Raw genomic sequence first — 17568 nt, 5'->3', positions numbered from 1 at the left:
GTATTAAAGTTGTCTCCTGGGGGTCGAGTTAGACCTCCAGGGCAATTACCCGATGCAGGGCGGTTGCCTCATCCAACTCGGTGGTAGGAGGTGGCGACATGACGTCGAATCTTGATCGATCACAGAACTCGGGTGCAGTGTCGCAGGAGACGGGTGCAGTTCCCGCTCCGGAGACGACACCATCGAAGTCCGCGGTTCCTGACGTTTCGGGATCAGCGCAAACTCCCGGCAATCGGGGTGGGCAGAATCTGGCCGTGCCCGCTTCGGCCTCCCGTAGGGTGCGTGCCCGGCTTGCGCGGCGCATCACCGGTCAGCGCAATGCCACCATCCGCCCGGTACTCGAGCCGTTGGTCAGCCTCCACCGTGAGCTGTATCCGAAGGCCGACCTCGCGCTGCTCCAGCGTGCGTACGACGTCGCCGAGGACAGACATTCGAGCCAGCGGCGCAAGTCCGGCGATCCGTACATCACGCATCCGTTGGCCGTCGCGAGCATTTTGGCCGAGTTGGGTATGGACACCACCACCCTCGTCGCAGCCCTTCTGCACGACACCGTCGAGGACACCGGTTATTCGCTCGAAGAGTTGACCAAGGACTTCGGTGACGAGGTCGCTCACCTCGTCGACGGAGTCACCAAACTCGACAAGGTCGTTCTGGGCACCGCAGCCGAGGGCGAAACCATCCGCAAGATGATCATCGCGATGGCGCGGGACCCGCGCGTGCTCGTGATCAAGGTTGCGGATCGTCTGCACAACATGCGCACGATGCGATTCCTTCCGCCCGAAAAGCAGGCACGTAAGGCCAGAGAGACTCTCGAAGTCATTGCGCCACTTGCGCATCGGCTCGGAATGGCGACCGTCAAGTGGGAACTCGAGGACCTCTCGTTCGCAATCCTGCACCCGAAGAAGTACGACGAGATTGTTCGACTGGTCGCTGACCGCGCGCCTTCTCGAGACACCTATCTGGCCAAGGTTCGCGCCGAGATCAACTCGACTCTGTCCGCCTCGCGGATCAATGCCATCGTCGAGGGCCGGCCCAAGCATTACTGGTCGATCTATCAGAAGATGATCGTCAAGGGCCGCGATTTCGACGACATCCACGATCTGGTCGGCGTGCGCATTCTGTGTGAGGAAGTGCGTGACTGTTACGCCGCGGTCGGCGTTGTCCACTCGCTGTGGCAGCCGATGGCCGGACGCTTCAAGGACTACATCGCGCAGCCGCGCTACGGCGTCTACCAGTCGCTGCACACCACCGTCGTGGGACCGGAAGGCAAGCCCCTGGAGGTCCAGATCCGGACCCAGGACATGCACCGGACCGCGGAGTTCGGTATCGCCGCGCACTGGCGGTACAAGGAGACCAAGGGCAAGCACGCCGGCGACATCGCCGAGGTCGACGACATGGCGTGGATGCGTCAGCTACTCGACTGGCAACGTGAAGCGGCCGATCCGGGGGAGTTCCTCGAATCGTTGCGTTACGACCTCGCCGTCAAGGAGATCTTCGTCTTCACGCCGAAGGGTGACGTCATCACGTTGCCTGCCGGATCGACTCCCGTTGATTTCGCGTATGCGGTGCATACCGAGGTCGGCCACCGATGCATTGGTGCCAGGGTCAACGGCCGACTGGTCGCGCTGGAACGAACTCTCGAGAACGGCGAAGTCGTGGAGGTCTTCACGTCGAAGGCTGCCACCGCCGGGCCGAGCCGAGATTGGCAGACATTCGTCGTCTCGCCGCGCGCCAAGGCGAAGATCCGTCAGTGGTTCGCGAAGGAACGCCGCGAAGAGGCGCTCGAGTCCGGCAAGGATCAGATCGCGAAGGAAGTCCGCCGTGTGGGACTTCCGTTGCAGCGGTTGATGAATGCCGAATCGATGAGCACGATCGCGCACGAACTTCGCTATCCCGACGTCTCGGCGTTGTACACGGCGGTAGGCGAGAGCCAGGTGTCGGCGCACCACGTCGTGCAGCGTCTCGTTGCTCATCTGGGCGGCGTCGGCGCCGTCGAGGAGGAATTGGCCGAGCGTTCGACGCCGTCGACCATGCCGGTACGCACCCGCAGTACGGGCGACTCCGGAATTCTTGTTCCCGGAGCGCCGGGCACGGTGGCAAAACTTGCAAAATGTTGCACGCCGGTTCCGGGCGATTCGATTCTGGGCTTCGTCACGCGCGGCGGAGCGGTCAGCGTGCACCGTACCGACTGCACCAACGCCAACTCGCTCCACGATCAGTCGGAGCGAATCATCGACGTCGAATGGGCACCGTCAGCGACGTCGGTGTTCCTGGTCGCGATCCAGATCGAGGCGCTCGATCGTCATCGGTTGCTTTCCGACGTCACCAAGGCGTTGGCCGACGAGAAGGTGAACATCCTGTCCGCCTCGGTCACCACGTCCGGCGACCGAGTGGCGATCAGCAAGTTCACCTTCGAGATGGGCGACCCGAAGCATCTGGGTCATGTGCTGAATGTGGTTCGCAATGTGGAAGGCGTTTACGACGTCTACCGCGTGACCTCTGCTTCGTAACTGCTGTGCGCCTTTATTAACCGCGGGCGGTTAATAAAGGCGCACAGTGGGTCAGGCGACTACTGCAGTCTCAATGGTGATCGGGGTGTTGGGTGCACCGCCGCCGGTTGCGCCCATGCCACCGTCGTCGCCGTCGGCTGCGATCTTCTCGATTGTCGCCAGGCCGGCGTCGTCGATCTTTCCGAAAACCGTGTAGTCAGGCGGCAGCATCGAATCCTCGTAGACGAGGAAGAACTGGCTGCCGTTGCTGTCAGGTACGGACGAATGAGCCATCGCCAGAGTGCCACGGGGGTAGACGACCGGCAGCGACAGCGCCGGGTCGTTCCCAGCGTATGTGGTCGTGGGGTACTCATTTGCAAACTGGTACCCCGGTCCACCGGTGCCCTTACCCGACGGGTCGCCGCATTGGAGAATCTGCAGACCCGGCATCGTCGAAAGTCGATGGCACGGGGTGTCGTCGAAGAATTTCTGCTCGGTCAGGCTCTCGATGCTGTTGACAGTGCAGGGGGCTGCTGCGCGATTCAGTTCCATCCCGATCGGGCCGGCCGTAGTCGTGAGCGCGACGTTGACGGTTCCCTCGGTGGACACGCCCGTGGAGTTTGGCGGATTGACGGTCTTTGCAGCGCCCGCTGCGCTCGGGTACGAGCAGTCGACGGTCGCCGACGCCGGAGTCGGGACAGGTGGGAGTGCGTCGAACTGTGACATGTCGAGCGGCGGCATGGCAGCCGTTGTCGTCTTCGCCTTGGAGGTACTGGACGGCGAGTCCGAGCTACCGGAATCACTGGAACAACCAGCCAGAAGCAGCGCCGCGGCGCTCGCAGCGGCAATGACTACAGGAAAGCGCATCACGGGATTGCGTCGCATCAGTCGAGCCTTACTGTCTTGATGTCGGTGGTCAGATTCGGCTTGCCGTCGCCTTCTGGCGTCGATCCGCCGGCCGCGACCTTGTCCAAAGTGGAGAGCCCGGTTTCGTCGATCGTGCCGAAAACCGTGTACTGCGGCGGGAGTTGTGAGTCGCCGTAGACGAGGAAGAACTGGCTGCCGTTGCTACCGGGTGCCCCGGTGTTGGCCATCGCAACCGTGCCGCGCGCGTAGGTGACGGGCTCTTGCGCTGCCGGGTCGGTGGTGGCGTAGGCCGTGGTGGGGAACTCGTTGTCGAATCCGTAACCCGGCCCGCCGGTGCCGGTGCCCGACGGGTCACCGCACTGCAGAACCTGGAGCGAGGGGCTCGTCGTCATACGGTGGCAGGTGGTGTCGTTGAAGTAGTCCTGCTGCGCCAAGCTCACGAAGCTGTTGACCGTGCACGGAGACTTCGTTCCGTCGAGCGTGAGCCCGATGTTTCCCTGCGAGGTCTCGACGCTGATGCTCGGCGTCGCGTCGGGCGCGGTGGTGGGGATGCCGTCGGTACGAGGCGGATTGTTGGCCTTGGACGCGGTAGCGCCGTCAGCCGGGTACGAGCAGGACACCGTGTCGGCGAGCGGCGTCGACAGCCCGGCAGGCATGGCACCCGCAGTCTGTGGCGTGAGGCTCGAGTCGTCGGCAGCAGTGTTGGTGGTGTTCGCGTCGTCGTCACTGCGGTTGCTCAGCCAGATGAGTCCACCGACGACACCGACCACGACAACCACGCCGAGCGCGGTTCCGGCGATCGTCATCTGCTTGCGCTTGCGGGCACGTTCTGCGCGGCGTTCGAGCTGACGCTCGAGCTTGCGTTTCGCCGCCTCGCGGCGTTGCTCGTTACTCGGCACTGCTGTAGTCCTCCGTATCGCGGGTGGATCGTGGTCGGCCGGCCGAGCGACACCCTGGGGTCGGCTTCGGCAAGCGGCTCTACTCGTCGTCAGAGTCTCCCATTGCAACCTGAGAACTTACTGGCGGGGCAGCAGCTTAGGCTGTAACCGACACCGTGTTGTTCGTTTCCACCCTTCGAAGAGGAGTTGCCCCCGTGCTCGTCACTGGTTTTCCGGCCGGGATGTTCCAAACCAACTGCTACATACTCGCCCAGGACGACGCGTGCGAATGTGTGGTCGTCGATCCAGGGCAGGACGCGGCCGAGCCGCTCTTCGAATATCTCGACTCCAAAGACATGACGGTCAACGCGGTCCTGTTGACACACGGCCATCTCGATCACGTGTGGTCGGCCCGCGAGGTCTGTGAGCGGTACTCCGTACCCGCGTACATCCATCCCGAGGATCGCTACATGCTCAGTGATCCGGCACGGGGAATCGGCCCGACAATGAAGGAATTCATCCAGGGCATGACGTTCGTGGAGCCGGACGAGGTGATCGAACTGGCCGATGGAGACAAGATCACCGAGGCCGGAATGTCTTTTTTCGTGGACCACACACCCGGGCACACGCAGGGATCCGTGGTGTTCCGAACCCAGGCGAACACGGAGAACGGACCCGTGGACTTGGCGTTCACCGGTGACACGCTGTTCCAGGGTTCGATCGGACGCAGCGACCTGCCCGGCGGAAATCACGAGCAGTTGCTCGCCTCGATCGCCCGCAAGCTACTGGTACTCGGCGACGAGACAGTGGTCCTGCCCGGGCACGGTGGTAACAGTTCGATCGGAGCCGAGCGAAGCTCGAACCCGTTTCTCGTTGGACTCAGCGCACAAGAATAAGGAAAAGTACCTCTCGTGAGTAAAGCCAGCACCTTCTCTGCACCCAAGGGTATTCCGGACTACGTTCCGCCGCAGTCAGCCGAATTCGTCGCCGTTCGTGACGGTTTGACGCGCGCCGCCAGATTGGCCGGATACGGCCACATCGAATTGCCGATCTTCGAGGACACCGGATTGTTCGCGCGCGGCGTCGGTGAGTCGACCGACGTCGTGAGCAAAGAGATGTACACGTTCGCCGACCGTGGCGACCGTTCGGTGACGTTGCGTCCCGAGGGAACCGCCGGTGTTATGCGTGCGGTCATCGAGCACAGCCTCGATCGTGGACAGCTGCCGGTCAAGGTCAGCTACGCGGGCCCGTTCTTCCGCTACGAGCGTCCGCAGGCCGGTCGTTACCGCCAGTTGCAGCAGGTCGGCGTCGAGGCCATCGGGATCGACGACCCCGCACTCGACGCAGAGGTCATCGCGATCGCCGACGCCGGATTCCGGTCATTGGGGCTCGACGGCTTCCGCCTCGAAATCACCTCGCTCGGCGACGACACCTGCCGACCGCAGTACCGCGAACTGCTGCAGGAGTTTCTCTTTGCACTCCCGCTCGACGAGGACACGCGTCGACGCGCCGAGATCAACCCGCTCCGTGTGCTTGACGACAAGCGCCCGGATGTGCGTGAGATGACTGCGGGCGCACCGCTCATGCTCGATCACCTGTCGGAGAGCTGCAAGGCGCACTTCGACGAGGTACTCGCGCACCTGGACGCCTTGGGTGTTCCCTATGTCGTCAACCCGCGCATGGTTCGCGGCCTCGACTATTACACCAAGACGACCTTCGAGTTCGTGCACGACGGACTGGGCGCGCAGTCCGGAATCGGTGGCGGTGGTCGCTACGACGGTCTGATGGAACAACTGGGCGGACAGCCGCTCTCGGGGATCGGATTCGGAATCGGCGTCGACCGCACTGTTCTCGCGCTCGAGGCCGAGGGTAAGTCGGTAGCACCACCGGCACGTGTCGATGTGTTCTGTGTGCCGATGGGTGCCGAAGCGAAGGCAGCGCTGGTGAAGATTGCACACCAGTTGCGTGCCAACGGAATTCGAGTTGACATCGCCTACGGAAATCGTGGCGTGAAGGGCTCGATGAAAGCGGCCGACCGCTCGGGTGCCGCAATCGCGTTGGTCCTCGGCGAGCGTGAACTCGAAGAAGGCGTGATCGTCGTCAAACAGTTGGCGACAGGTGAGCAGGAGTCGGTGGCACTCGACCAGGTCGTCGACAAGCTCGGGGATCTCGTTGAGCACTGAGGCCGAACCGGTTTCGCTCGATCTGGTTCCCGTGGCGTTGATCGCGCCGCGGCTGAAGAAGTTCGCTGTCGTCGTGGTGGTGTTCGGTGTTGTCGTCGGGTTGATCGTCAGTGTTTTCTCGACGGCGACCGTGGGAGCGATCGTCGGTGCCGTCATCGCGGTGCCGACGGCGCTGGCCATTCTGATGACGTTGCGCCGACACATCACCCTGTACGGCAACAGGATTCGGGCGCAAGCCGGCTTCCGAACCAACGACGTCGACGTCGCCGAGGTACTCACGGCGGCGCTGACGGTGCGATCCGGCCGGATCAGCGAGGTCAGCCTGACGCTCGGCGACGGGCGGTCCACCGTGCGAATCCCGCTCGCGTTGTATACCGCGGGTGGCGGGCGGGAGTTGGAGATCTTTGCGCTCCGCAAACTCGCCGACGCCCTGGCAGCCAGCGAGTTGGTACCGGCGGCCGCGTTGTCTTCGGTCCTGATCGAACAGTTGCGTGCCGAAGCCCGCGGCGCCGGGCTGGAGGAGCGTCCGCTGTACCGCGCCGTCGAACTCGTGACGGCGGCGGGACGAGTGCCGAGAACCACACTGACAGACCACGAAGTGGCCGGATTACTCGACTAGCGTGGAAACCGTTCTTACAGCGTTGTAGAACGGACAGTCGTGAAAACGGCAGGTGAGGAGTCGGCAATGAGTATTGCGCCCGTAACCGTCACGGTGACCGGAGCGTCGGGTCAGATCGCATACGGAATGCTTTTCCGCATAGCTGCGGGGGAGATGCTCGGCGCTGACGTACCGATCAAACTTCGACTGCTCGAGATTCCCGCCGCCGTGTCCGCTGCCGAAGGCGTTGCGATGGAACTCGAAGACGGCGCATTTCCGTTGCTGAGCTCCATCGACATCACCGACGATCCCGATGTCGCCTTCTCCGGTGCGAACGTCGGCATGCTGGTCGGTGCGCGTCCGCGGAGCAAGGGCATGGAGCGCGCCGACTTGCTGAGCGCGAACGGCGCGATTTTCACAGCGCACGGGAAGGCGATCAACAACAACGCCGCCTCGGACGTCAAGGTGCTGGTCGTCGGAAACCCGGCCAACACCAACGCTCTCATCGCGATGAACAACGCGCCGGATGTACCCGATACTCGGTTCAGTGCGTTGACGCGTCTCGACCACAACCGAGCGATTGCGCAGGTGGTGAAGAAGACCGGCGTTCGTGCGTCGTCGGTGCACAAGGTGTCCGTCTGGGGAAACCATTCGGCGACGCAGTACCCGGACCTGTCCCACGCGACCGTCGCGGGTGAGCCTGCGCTCGCGGTGATCAACGACCGTGGCTGGGTGGAGAACGATTTCATCCCGACTGTGCAGGTACGAGGCACCGCCATCATCGCTGCGCGTGGATCGTCCTCGGCGGCAAGTGCGGCCAGCGCGTCTATCGACCACGTCCGCGACTGGGTGATCGGAACGGCCGAGGACGACTGGGTGTCCATGGCCGTGTGTTCGGACGGTTCCTACGGAGTGCCCGAAGGATTGATCTCGTCTTTCCCGGTGACCTGCGCCGATGGCGAATTCACTATCGTTCCCGACCTCGCGATCGACGACTTCTCACGCGAACGGATTGACCTGTCCGTCAGCGAATTGGAGCAGGAGCGCGCGGCGGTACGGGAGTTGGGCTTCGTCTGAGGTTGTAATGCCGCCCCGGCCGGGAAGTCCCGATCAAAGATCTCGGAACAGATACTGATCGGGATTCTCGGCACCGAGCACGGGCGGTGACACCATCGGTAGGTCGTCGACCATCGAATTCTCGTCGCCGGCAGTCACGAGATACCCCGGGGTAGTGCGTGACGACTCGTCGTCACGAGATCCGCGGGGTCCACCGCCCAACATGCCGCCCGGCGACATGCCAGCATTGGCGGCCGCCGACGATGGTGCACCCAGGCCGGGCGTTGCTATCGGGACCGGTTGAGCCGCAGTAACTCCCGCTGCGCCTCTTGCAATTCCACCGATAGTGCCGCTTCCACCCACCCATGCTCCACCGGAGCTAGTCGTCGCACTGGGTGACGGCGACCCGCCAGCTGTGAGTGACGTCGACGAATTGCCCGCGCCCCACAGCTTGTCGACGCCGGTCGCAAGTCCGGCGCCTGCCTGCGCCGCCGAGGTCCGGACTGCGTCGGTGACTGGCTGAGTGGAGTCCTGGTGGGTGGAGTACGCGTCACCGGCATCGGTTGAGGCAGACAGAGGTTGGGCGATCTGACGGGCGGCGTTGTTGATTGCCTCCGGAGTGACCAGGTTGGATAGTGCCTCACTGGTCGGTGGAGTCGGAACTGGGATCGACCCGGCAAGGGCGTTCATGGCTGCGGTGTGCCCGAGCATCTCCCCACGAGTCCGAGTCACCGACGCGACGGCTGCCTGCATGTGTTCAGCTGCCGAGGCAAGCAACATCGCCTGTCCTGGTGGTGTCCACGCGATCGGCGCAGCAGCTACAACCGTGGTGGCGAAGGACTGCGCGATTGCCGCGAGATTCGCGTTGCCTCGCTGCACCGATTCCGCGGCGGCGGCAGCAGTTTTCGATATCGCGGTTCCGCGTTCGCTCAATTCGGCGCCGCTGTTCTGGGCGGATCGCGACAGTTCGGTCGCGGCTTCACTGCCGGTGCTGTTCCAGGTCTGGCCCACCTCGGCGACCGCGCTTTGGGACAGTCCCATGGCGTGGTCGATGAGAGTGGACGCCTGATTGAAGATGCCGACGGGATCGATGCCCGCAAAAGTGCCTGTGCCGAGACTCTTCCCGAGTTCGATCAAGGGCGCGAACAGATCTTCGATTCCGGGTAGCGCCGGTACCGGTATGCCGGCGAGCATCGATTCGACCGCGTTGTTCGGCAGTACCGGGGCCGGAGCACCACCGTGAAGGAATTCGATGACGGTCGTCGAGTCGTCTTCGGTGCTCACGCGGTCGCGCCCGTCGATCCAGCCGCAGCGGTCAGATCTGTTGCGATCGCTTGATCTGTGGTGTCGTAGGCCTGCGCGGCTGCACCGGCCGTTGCGGCGTTGCCGGCGTAGAACGTGGCGAGTGCTGCAACATCTTTGGTGTGTGTGACCTGAGCGCGCGCGAATGCTTCGAGAAATTCGATCCCGACGGGGCCCACGGCCGGTGCGACTGCTGCGATGTTTGCATCCAGATCGACGGCGGCGGCCTGCGCGATGCGTCCTGCCGCTTCGGTCGACGTCGAGCCGTACTTTCGGATGTCGTCAGTGACGACAGTCAATTCGCTCATCATTACCCCCCCCAGTTTGGTAAGCGTCGTGAGAACTTTAGCGGACCACTGTGGGCCCTTGCAGGGAGAGGACGCGACCTACTCAGCGGTTCCGGACAACCTGGACGAAGTGGCAGAGATTACATTCGGCTCCGGTGTTGGTATTGCGAGTGCGATCGATTTGGCACACTCGAACCATGCGAACCGCTTCGGACGTCATCCTCCGACTCACGTCCGATCCAGCTCGTGCGGGACTGGTGATGGATTTCGACGGCGTGCTTGCACCCATCGTCGACGATCCGTCGGCGAGTGCACTCCTGCCCGGCGCCGAAGACGTGCTCGCGACCCTGGCGGAGCACCTCGGTGTGGTCGGCTTGCTCTCGGGACGGCCGGTGTCGTTCTTGCGAGAGCGGCTCAGCTTGAATTCCGTTGTGCTCATGGGTTCCTACGGTGTCGAGACCTGGACGGACGACGGAATCCAAGTGCTTCCGGCCGTCGCTGCGTTCAGTGATGCTGTCGCCGAAGCAGAAGCCGAACTGCGCCGCTTGTTCGACTCTCAGGCAGTTCCTGGCATCCACGTCGAGAGCAAAGGCCTTGCGGTAGCAGTGCATTGGCGTCGGGTCGCGGATCGAGCGGCCGCGCAGCGCCTGGTGGAAGCGGCGACAACAGAAATCGCGAGCCGGACCGGGTTGCGTCGTGAGCCCGGCAAGTTGGTCGAGGAATTGCGCCCACCCGTTGAGGAGGACAAGGGGACAGGCCTCCTTCGCGCGATCGCGGCCGCGGGGGTCGACGTCGTCGCGTATGCGGGCGACGACCGGGGTGACCTACCCGCCTTTGCTGCTGTCCTTGCCTCGGGTGGAGAAGCGTTGGTGGTCAAGGGCGATGACATTGCACCGGAGGTGGCTGCTGTCGACGGCGTCCAGTTCGACGGCCCGCAGGCGTTCCTGGAGTGGATGAAAGAGCTTGCCGCGCAACTGGAACGCTGACACGTAAGGTCAGTCTGCCAGGAACTCGGCCAGCGCGCGGTTGACCTCTTCCGGGTTGTCCTGTGTGCATTGATGTCCGACACCGCTGATCACCACCCGGCGAGTCAGGTCGGGGAGTTGTTCACTCAGCGCGTCGTAGATGCGATCGAGTTGGCGCGCCATGTCTACCTCTCCCCGCATCAGGAGGGTCTCCTTTCGGGGTGCCGTATCCACCGGGCAGAGTGACGTTAACCCGCTTGTTCCCAAATCCAGCCATGTCTGCCGTCCGGCGGCCAGCATGCAGTCGGCAACGTATCTGCGAGTTGCGGGATTTCGACTCGACCACCGACCACTGTAAAAGGCAAAGGGGCCCCACGGAATTCGTCGATACAGATGTGTGCCGATCTTGATCGCCGAGGCAGCGGCGCCACTCATTTCCCGGTGCTGTCCAGGGCTGCCGATCATGACGAGTTTGTCGACTCGATCCGGATGGCGGTGGGTGAACTCCTGCGCAATGTTTCCGCCGAACGAGTGTCCGACGATGCTTGCCCGATCGATTCCGAGCGAGTCGAACATGACCTTCACGTCGTCGATCACAGTGTCGAGAGTGGCGCGGTGTCCTTCCTTCAGGATGGACAGCCCTTGACCGCGTAAATCGGGTAGCACCAGGGAATAGGCCCCCGCGAGTTCCGCGACCTGGTCGTCGAACATTCGATGATCAACTCCGGCGCCATGCAGGAAGACCACGCATTTCCGGTCGAGCGCCGACGTGCGCCACACACGCATCTCGGTGCCCGGAGTGGAAATCGTCTGGGTTGTCAGAGTCTGCATCGCTGTCCGTTGCCTCAGTTCGTTGCCGAATCGAATAGAAGTGAGCCTATCCTAAGTTATGTGAACTTCGGTTGTGGCAACGAGAAACTGGCCGTACCGGAACCATCTCCGGTACGGCCAGTCGTGGTGTTCGGTCAGGCGTCGCGCTTGTTGACGACGGCGATGCTGATTCCGAAAACCACCAGAACAAATGCGGCGAAGTAGAACAGGCTTCCCCAAGGGCCCCAATGAAAATTGGCGCTCGAACCCGAAGAGAGGAAGTGGTCGGCGTTGGCGAACGGTAGGAACGGTGTGACGTTTCTACCGAAGGATCCGAACATGCCGAACAGGCTCTCGATGAGCAGTGGCCACAGCAGCAGTAGTGCAATAGCTCCGGCAGATTGACGGAGGAGTGCTCCGACGGCGATAGCGAGGACGACGCAGAGGAACGCGAAGATCGGTACGCCGTAGACGGCGCGCCAGGCATCGGCGTTGTCGAGTGCCAGGTTGGTGGAACCTTCAGTGCCTGCAGCAGCTTTGGTGATGAAGACTGCGCCGAGCATGAGGACAAAGGACAGCACCGCTCCGAAGGCTCCGATCAGGCCGGCTTTCGCGATCAGAACCGACGCCCGACTCGGGATGGCTTGGAAGGTCGTGCGGATGATGCCGAAGCGGTACTCGCTGGTGATCGCGAGCGCCGCCATGATCATCAGGACCATGACGCCGAAGCCGGAAACTCCTAGCCCCGCGTCGTTGAACGTGGGGAGGAATTTCTCGAAATCAGGAGTTCCTGATGCGGCTTCGTCGTTGTACGCCTGAATGCTCGAACTCGACGAACGCCCGATCATCCAGGCGACGCCCAACCCCAGGACGATGATGGTGATCGTGCACCACAGCGGGGACTTGGTCGTGGTGATCTTGATTCGTTCAGCACTGAGAACAGCCATTACAGTGCACCTCCCATAGCGTGCTGTGTGTTTGCGTGGTGGGCTCCGGCACCCGGATCGACACCGGATGCGTGGTACTGGACATCGTCTCCGGTCAACTTCATGAACGCGTCCTCGAGCGATCCCTGCTGGGACGCCAACTCGTGCAACACGATTCCCTGCGAGCCAGCCAGACCACCGATCACATCGGTGGTCGAATCCACGACCACCAACACCGGCTCCGATCCTGAATGCTCCTCGCGGACAGTCAGTCCGTGGGCAGTCAATGCGGCATGGAGAGCGTCGAGTTGTGGGCTACGCACGCGCACCGTCGACTCCGACGAACGATCCACGAACTCCGCCACCGTCGAATCCGAGATCAACCGACCCCGACCGATCACCACCAACTGCTCCGCCGTCAACGCCATCTCCGACAGGAGGTGACTCGACACCAACACCGTGCGGCCCTCGGCCGCCAACCGCTGCATGAACTTACGAATCCAGACGATGCCCTCCGGATCGAGACCGTTGACCGGCTCGTCGAACAACAACACCTTCGGATCCCCCAACAACGCACCCGCCAACCCGAGACGCTGCGACATACCCAACGAGAACCCGCCGGCCTTCTTGCCCGCCACCTCGGACAACCCGACCAACCCGAGCACCTCGTCCACCCGGGACTTCGGAATGCCGTTCGAAGCAGCCATCCACTGCAGATGCGCCCGCGCACTGCGATTGGGATGCACCCACTTCGCATCCAACAACGCACCGACAGTTCGCAGCGGTGTCTTCAGCTCCCGATACGGCTTGCCGTCGATCAACGCCGCACCCGACGTCGGCTGATCCAAACCCAGAATCATCCGCATCGTCGTCGACTTACCCGCACCGTTCGGGCCCAGAAAGCCCGTCACGATGCCCGGCTTGACCGTGAACGACAAATCGTCCACCGCTTTCGTCGGTCCGTAAACCTTGGTCAATCCCCTCAGTTCAATCATGAGGAGAACTGTGCCCTACCGGCACTGACCAGCACATCCGTCCGGAGGATGACATGAACCCTGAGATGCGGAGACGGTAGTTCAGGGAAAACCCTGTCCTCGACCGGAAGTCGGAACTGCCGCGGCATGAGGGTAGGGCGCATCGAAGTCGCCGTCGAACAATCGCCAGTAGAAGTCGTTCATCCTCGCAGCGGCGGGCGCGTGCCGGGTCAAGATCGCGGCCACCTCCGGTGCCACATCACCTGGGATATGACCTGTGGCGCATCGTCGTACGTACTGGTTGCGGGTGACTGGTCCGCCGTGTTTCGGTCTCGGTACGCCGCAGACCTCGGTCACCAACCAGTTGACCAGAAGCATGGCGGCATAGTCGGCGTCATGAGTGGCATGGCGCCGGGCGAAGTCGTGCTCGACAGTCGACAGGTCGAAGTGTGGGGATGTGGCCAGTCCGAAGTCGGTGAGATAGATCCGCTCCAAATCGGTGCGCATGTTGCCGAAATGTCCGTCCATGTGCAGCAGCTGTCGATCTCGCAAGAACGCCGCGATCTCCGAAAACTGTCGCTCGAGGTCGGCAGCTTTGGCGGCCGGGTTGTCTTGCAACCAATCCGAGATCGGGTGTGCGATGTACTCGCAGAACAGTACGAGGCTGCACGGTGCAGCGGCGAGCGCTTCGAGGCGGACCCGCACTTCACTACTGGCGCGGGCGGTGTGAACGGAATCGATGTCGGCGTGTTCAGGCGCAACCGGCGATCGGCCGGGCAGCACTCGCCAGTGGTAAAGCATTGGGAACGACTGTGTTTCGCCGGCCAGGACGGCCTCGGTGACCATGATGTTCGCGGCCAGCTCTCGCCAGGCGTTGAAGCTTGGGCCGCCAATGCCGTACTGGCAGAACATCGGCAAGTCGAAATGATTGGAGGTACAGCCGACGTCGGCGAGTTCCCGATCGCTCAGTGGAATGCGTTTGGTGAATATCGGAACACAGTTGAGCCTGTGGTCGCAGACATTGACCACTCCTGCTGCGCCGCCCACGCCGATGCTCGAGACTCGAGCGGTGTCGGTCAGTCGGGCCAGTTCGACATCGTTCTGGGAAGACAGGAATGTCGACAGTTTTCGGTGGCGGTCAATCCTGACGTGCGTCACTCCACGACTGTGCCACAGGATCGTCCGGCTTCGATCTCGCGGAGTCGCCTGTCGAAGTCACCGATTCTGGCGGTGTCCTCGTAGTAGTCCTCCTGCTTGATGATTTTGCCCCACTTGGTTCGAACGAGAAGCACTGTTCGATTGCGGTAGATGACGGAGCCGTCGGGGCCAAGGGCTCGGTCGTCGAAACGGGCGAGCAGAGTCATCCGCCATGGTGGACCGCCGAAATACGCTTCGGTGACTTCGCCTTGAAGTCCGGCAGCGACAAATTCCTGGAGAAAGTTCTCGATTCGGTCCCGCCCGGCGTGCTCCCCGGCCCACCGATGATCGCCATCTGCGAATCTCAGAACTGCGTCGCGGTGATAGGACCCCAACAATGGGCGGTAGTTCCCGGAGTTGAGCGCCCGGACGTCGCGCCCGAACTTGAAGATCAAGGCTTTGTGGAGCAGCGACCGCGAGACGATCGCCGTTGCGAGGCCTGCCGCGAACCAACTTTTCATCTTCGAAGCTTGTCGTGGCACCGAATGCCCTGTCAACGAAACGCCGAGATCTGCTGATACCTGACAGAGAATTGGATATTGACAGTGACTGTCATAATAGGTGAGACTCGCACTATCGAGGAAGGTCGGATTTCGGCCGCGGTGAAAGGACGTTGCTGATGTCACTACGAGAGAGACAGCGGTTGCAGGTGCGAGCAGACATTCAACGTGCGGCATTCGATCTGTTCGCGCGTGACGGATTCGAGGACGTGACCACCGAGCAGATTGCGGCGGCGGCGGGAGTGTCGGCAAGTACGTACTTCCGGCACGTTCGCAACAAGGAGGATCTGCTGTTGGATCCGGTCAGGCAGGGCGGCGCCGGAATCGTGACGTTGCTCGAGGATCGCCCGGCATCCGAGTCGGCTGATCTTGCGATCTCGCGGGCGATCCTCGAACGCTCCAATGCATTCGAGTCCTCGGAGATCGATCAGTGGCGGGCAGCGTTTCGTACCGCGCCGCATTTGATGGATCGAGTCGCGCTCATCGCGCCCGAGCATCGTGATCGGTTGGTCGAGTTGGTGGCGCACCGGATGCACCTCGATCCGGAAAATGACAGCCGCCCCGGACTTCTCGTTCATCTGATGTTGGCGGCGGCGGAGTTCGGTTATCGCCAATGGATACGCAACCCCCAAAAGCGCGGCGCATCACTTCCCGTGTGCGTCGAGGGGGCGCTCGACGCGGTCCGGGGATCCCGGTGGCGCACGCAGGACGTAGACGACACGAAAGGTAGTGACCAGTGATGACCGAGAACCCTCAGGACACCGTGCCACCGGTAGCGGATCTGCCCGCGGTGGATGTGGTTGTTGTCGGTTCGGGGGCTGCCGGTATGTCCGCGGCAATCACCGCCGCCCGAAACGGACTCTCGACGATTCTCGTGGAGAAGTCCGAATACTGGGGCGGTTCGTCGTCCCGGTCCGGGGGTGGAGTGTGGATTCCAGGAAACTCGATACTTCGCCGCGAGGCGCCGGCGGATGATATTGACTCTGCGCGAACATATCTGAAGAGCATTGTCGGAGAGGATGCAGACACCGACCGTATCGACACGTATATCGATCGAGGCCCGGAAGCCCTCGATTTCCTGATTCGGCACTCTGCACTCGAGCTCGAATGGGTGAAGGGTTACTCCGACTACTTTCCCGAGGCACCCGGCGGACTTGCAAGCGGCCGCTCGTGCGAGCCGCGCCCGTTCGACGCACGAGCACTGGGCGACGATCTTGCGACACTTCATCCGCCGTACATGAAGGTTCCGCTCAACATGGTTGTCCAACAATCTGATTACCGTTGGCTGAGCACGGGGATTCGGCATTGGCGCGGGCCGGTGCGAATGCTGCGGGTGGGTATGCGCTCGCTGGCCGCGAAGGCCAGGAAGAAGAAGTTGATCGGGCTCGGCCCAGCGCTCATGGCGGAACTGATGCTCGGAGTTCGGGGAGCTGGAGTGCCGGTGAAGCTCGGAACGAAGCTTGTGGATTTGATTACCGACAGTGACCGTGTCGTGGGCGTGCGACTCGAGTCCGGGGGAGTGCAGACAACACTGCACACTCGATGCGGCGTCATCCTCGCGTGCGGTGGGTTCGACAACAACGACGACATGCGAGGCGAGTACCAGCGTCGGCCGAGCAGTGCACAGTGGACCCTCGGGGCACCGACCAATACCGGGGACGGGATACGGGCGGCACTGCGGGTCGGCGCGGCAATTTCGTACATGGACGACGCGTGGTGGGCCCCGTCGATCCCGCTGCCCAAAGGCCCGTGGTTCGCCTTGGCTGAACGCTCGTTGCCGCGCAGTCTGATGGTCAACGCCGGCGGCAATCGCTTCATGAACGAGTCGCTTCCCTATGTCGAAGCGGCGCATGCGATGTTCGGCGGAAAGTACGGCCGAGGTGAAGGACCCGCTGAGAACATCCCGGCTTGGCTGATCTTCGATCAGACGTACCGTGACCGTTACCTGTTCGCGGGAGTTCCGGCGCGCAGGCCGATTCCTCGGTCCTGGATCGAATCGGGCGCGATCGTACGAGCTGGATCGATTGCCGAACTCGCTGCCGAGATCGGCGTGCCAGGTGACGCGTTGTCAGCGACGATCACACGATTCAACAGTTATGCCCGCGAAGGCATCGATCGCGACTTCGGCCGTGGGACAAGCAGATACGACCATTACTACGGCGACTGCACCAACAAGCCCAACCCCAGCCTCGGAGAACTTACGAAGGGTCCGTTCTATGCCGCGAAAATGGTGCCGGGAGACCTCGGGACCAAGGGCGGCATCGATACGGACGCTTGCGCGCGGGCGTTGCGCGCGGACGGTTCGGTCATCGACGGGCTCTACGCAGCAGGTAACACCAGCTCGCCGGTGATGGGTCATACCTATGCCGGTCCAGGTGCAACTATCGGTCCCGCAATGGTTTTCGGCTATCTGGCGGCGCTCGATGCGGCCGGGCGCTTGCCCGAGGGCAGAGGCCAACAGGCCGAGGGTAGAGGCCAAGAGGCCGTGGACCGCAATAATGGTTTGGCAGAACGCCGTGGGTAGGGTTCTCTTGAG

17 protein-coding genes are annotated in these 17568 nt (G+C 62.6%); 8 read left to right on the top strand and 9 right to left on the bottom strand.

What is annotated here, in order from left to right; translation table 11 throughout:
• Window positions 1-98: 98 nt before the first annotated feature.
• A complete protein-coding gene (locus tag ABWI03_RS19935) occupies window positions 99-2510 on the top strand; it encodes a RelA/SpoT family protein (protein ID WP_124569688.1) in 2412 nt (803 codons plus the stop codon).
• Window positions 2511-2561: 51 nt separating this feature from the next.
• Here ABWI03_RS19935 and ABWI03_RS19930 read toward each other — a convergent pair whose 3' ends face one another.
• Window positions 2562-3374, bottom strand: coding sequence for a peptidylprolyl isomerase (locus ABWI03_RS19930; RefSeq protein ID WP_435054181.1), 813 nt, complete (start codon window positions 3372-3374; stop codon window positions 2562-2564).
• On the bottom strand, window positions 3374-4255 hold the full coding sequence (locus ABWI03_RS19925) for a peptidylprolyl isomerase (protein ID WP_095973603.1): 882 nt from the start codon (window positions 4253-4255) through the stop codon (window positions 3374-3376). Before ABWI03_RS19925 ends, ABWI03_RS19930 begins: the two co-directional genes overlap by 1 nt.
• A 194-nt stretch (window positions 4256-4449) precedes the next feature.
• Between ABWI03_RS19925 and ABWI03_RS19920 the strand changes: the two genes are divergently transcribed.
• The 4 genes from ABWI03_RS19920 to ABWI03_RS19905 all read left to right on the top strand — a co-directional run bounded on the left by ABWI03_RS19920 (window position 4450) and on the right by ABWI03_RS19905 (window position 8092).
• The gene (locus tag ABWI03_RS19920) at window positions 4450-5130 is read left to right on the top strand and encodes an MBL fold metallo-hydrolase (RefSeq protein WP_235172164.1); all 681 of its coding nucleotides are present in this window, start codon (window positions 4450-4452) and stop codon (window positions 5128-5130) included.
• 15 nt (window positions 5131-5145) lie between these two features.
• The gene (hisS, locus tag ABWI03_RS19915) at window positions 5146-6417 is read left to right on the top strand and encodes a histidine--tRNA ligase (protein WP_095973605.1); all 1272 of its coding nucleotides are present in this window, start codon (window positions 5146-5148) and stop codon (window positions 6415-6417) included.
• Window positions 6407-7036 (top strand): hypothetical protein, encoded by a 630-nt coding sequence (locus ABWI03_RS19910; RefSeq protein WP_298781612.1) that lies wholly within the window; start codon window positions 6407-6409, stop codon window positions 7034-7036. The genes hisS and ABWI03_RS19910 overlap by 11 nt, the downstream gene beginning before the upstream one ends.
• A gap of 66 nt (window positions 7037-7102) precedes the next feature.
• Window positions 7103-8092: a malate dehydrogenase gene (locus tag ABWI03_RS19905; protein WP_298781615.1), complete on the top strand. Its 990-nt coding sequence runs from the start codon at window positions 7103-7105 to the stop codon at window positions 8090-8092.
• A gap of 33 nt (window positions 8093-8125) precedes the next feature.
• On the opposite strand, the gene ABWI03_RS19900 is transcribed toward ABWI03_RS19905, so the two are convergent.
• Entirely contained in the window at window positions 8126-9355 is a 1230-nt protein-coding gene (locus ABWI03_RS19900) for a hypothetical protein (protein WP_298781618.1), read from the bottom strand.
• Entirely contained in the window at window positions 9352-9681 is a 330-nt protein-coding gene (locus tag ABWI03_RS19895; RefSeq protein WP_260395808.1) for a type VII secretion target, read from the bottom strand. The genes ABWI03_RS19900 and ABWI03_RS19895 overlap by 4 nt, the downstream gene beginning before the upstream one ends.
• 176 nt (window positions 9682-9857) lie before the next feature.
• On the opposite strand from ABWI03_RS19895, the gene otsB reads away from it, so the two are divergent.
• On the top strand, window positions 9858-10646 hold the full coding sequence (gene otsB / locus ABWI03_RS19890) for a trehalose-phosphatase (protein WP_260395807.1): 789 nt from the start codon (window positions 9858-9860) through the stop codon (window positions 10644-10646).
• A 9-nt stretch (window positions 10647-10655) separates the two neighbouring features.
• Here the strand turns inward: otsB and ABWI03_RS19885 are convergent, their stop codons facing one another.
• The 5 genes from ABWI03_RS19885 to ABWI03_RS19865 form a co-directional block, all read right to left on the bottom strand.
• Window positions 10656-11456 (bottom strand): alpha/beta fold hydrolase, encoded by an 801-nt coding sequence (locus ABWI03_RS19885; RefSeq protein ID WP_124569680.1) that lies wholly within the window; start codon window positions 11454-11456, stop codon window positions 10656-10658.
• 134 nt (window positions 11457-11590) lie between these two features.
• Window positions 11591-12382 carry an ABC transporter permease gene (locus tag ABWI03_RS19880; protein ID WP_298781637.1) on the bottom strand — a complete coding sequence of 264 codons (792 nt, stop codon included), beginning with the start codon at window positions 12380-12382 and terminating at the stop codon, window positions 11591-11593.
• The gene (locus ABWI03_RS19875) at window positions 12382-13356 is read right to left on the bottom strand and encodes an ABC transporter ATP-binding protein (RefSeq protein WP_166810242.1); all 975 of its coding nucleotides are present in this window, start codon (window positions 13354-13356) and stop codon (window positions 12382-12384) included. Before ABWI03_RS19875 ends, ABWI03_RS19880 begins: the two co-directional genes overlap by 1 nt.
• Window positions 13357-13437: 81 nt before the next feature.
• Window positions 13438-14493: a serine/threonine protein phosphatase gene (locus ABWI03_RS19870; protein ID WP_298773918.1), complete on the bottom strand. Its 1056-nt coding sequence runs from the start codon at window positions 14491-14493 to the stop codon at window positions 13438-13440.
• Window positions 14490-14993 (bottom strand): nuclear transport factor 2 family protein, encoded by a 504-nt coding sequence (locus ABWI03_RS19865; protein ID WP_298773916.1) that lies wholly within the window; start codon window positions 14991-14993, stop codon window positions 14490-14492. The genes ABWI03_RS19870 and ABWI03_RS19865 overlap by 4 nt, the downstream gene beginning before the upstream one ends.
• A 158-nt stretch (window positions 14994-15151) precedes the next feature.
• Between ABWI03_RS19865 and ABWI03_RS19860 the strand changes: the two genes are divergently transcribed.
• The gene (locus ABWI03_RS19860; protein WP_234036687.1) at window positions 15152-15772 is read left to right on the top strand and encodes a TetR/AcrR family transcriptional regulator; all 621 of its coding nucleotides are present in this window, start codon (window positions 15152-15154) and stop codon (window positions 15770-15772) included.
• Window positions 15772-17556 carry a 3-oxosteroid 1-dehydrogenase gene (kstD, locus tag ABWI03_RS19855; protein WP_298773914.1) on the top strand — a complete coding sequence of 595 codons (1785 nt, stop codon included), beginning with the start codon at window positions 15772-15774 and terminating at the stop codon, window positions 17554-17556. Before ABWI03_RS19860 ends, kstD begins: the two co-directional genes overlap by 1 nt.
• Window positions 17557-17568: the final 12 nt, after the last annotated feature.

The sequence above is a fragment of the Rhodococcus baikonurensis genome, from assembly GCF_040489275.1.
In the GTDB taxonomy this organism is placed as follows: domain Bacteria; phylum Actinomycetota; class Actinomycetes; order Mycobacteriales; family Mycobacteriaceae; genus Rhodococcus_F; species Rhodococcus_F baikonurensis.
Note: the sequence above shows the minus strand (reverse complement) of the source record. Positions and strands in the feature narration are given on the sequence as shown.